The organism is Mesorhizobium sp. M7A.F.Ca.CA.002.09.1.1 (assembly GCF_003998555.1).
GTDB classification, from domain to species: Bacteria; Pseudomonadota; Alphaproteobacteria; order Rhizobiales; family Rhizobiaceae; genus Mesorhizobium; species Mesorhizobium ciceri.
Genome location: NZ_RZRR01001324.1, coordinates 1 through 1,018, shown reverse-complemented (window position 1 = coordinate 1,018; position 1,018 = coordinate 1). Strand labels below are relative to the sequence as shown.

1 protein-coding gene and 1 pseudogene are annotated in these 1,018 nt (G+C 68.1%); both read right to left on the bottom strand.

The features are described 5' to 3' along the window. Positions 1 to 142, bottom strand: a pseudogene (locus EN994_RS36570) (3'(2'),5'-bisphosphate nucleotidase CysQ); the annotation flags it as partial. Further along, on the bottom strand, positions 129 to 1,018 hold an 890-nt coding region (locus EN994_RS32915), incomplete at its 5' end, for a TldD/PmbA family protein (RefSeq protein WP_164746498.1). The gene EN994_RS32915 and the pseudogene EN994_RS36570, both read right to left, overlap by 14 nt.

Below are 1,018 nucleotides of genomic sequence, written 5' to 3'. Positions count from 1 at the left end.
CCGGTGATGTGCCGCCCTTCATCCAGACTTGCGGGCTGTTGCCGAAGTAGCGCATGGCGATCACCCCCGCCTCGCGGGCGGCATCGCGCAGCAGCGGCAAGTCTTCGGTGGCTCCGGCAGTGGTCAGGTCATGCTCCGGCAAGGGTCATGCCTTCGATCAGGAGCGTCGGCGCCGCGGTGCCGAAATTGCGGTCGAGGTCATCGGCCGGCACCATGTTGAGGAACATCGTCTTCAGGTTCGAGGCGATGGTGACCTCGGCGACGGGATAGGCCAGTTCGCCATTCTCGATCCAGAAACCGGAAGCGCCGCGGCTGTATTCGCCGGTGACCATGTCGACGCCCTGGCCGAACACCTCGGTGACGTAGAAGCCGGTCTTGAGCGATTTGATCAGCTCTTCCGGCGACCGCTCGCCGGGTTCGATGGCGAGATTGGTGGAGGATGGCGTAACGGAGGAGCCGCTGCGTGCGCCGCGGCCGTTGGTGACGAGGCCCAGCTCCCTTGCAGCCGAGGTCGACAGGAACCAGTGGTTGAGCACGCCCTTCTCGACCATCAACAGCTTTTCGCCCTCGACGCCTTCGCCGTCGAACGGACGCGAGGCCTGGCCACGTCGCCGGAGCGGCTCGTCGGTGACGGTGATGGCGGAGGCGGCCACCTGCTTGCCCATCATGTCGCGCAGGAACGAGGTCTTGCGCGCGACCGAGGCGCCGTTGATGGCGCCGGCGAGATGGCCGGCGATGCCGCGCGCGACGCGTGGGTCGAACACCACGTCGACCGGCCCGGTCGCCGCCTTGCGCGCGCCGATGCGGCGCACGGCGCGCTCGCCGGCCTTGCGGCCGATGTCCTCGGGCGCATCGAGATCTGCAAAATGCTGGCGCGAGGAGAATTCATAGTCGCGCTCCATGCCGGTGCCCTCGCCGGCGATAACGCTGGCCGAGCGCGAAAAACGCGAGCCGACATAGTGGCCGAGGAAGCCGTGCGAGGTGGCCAGCACCAGGCCGCCCAGCCCGGCACCGGCGC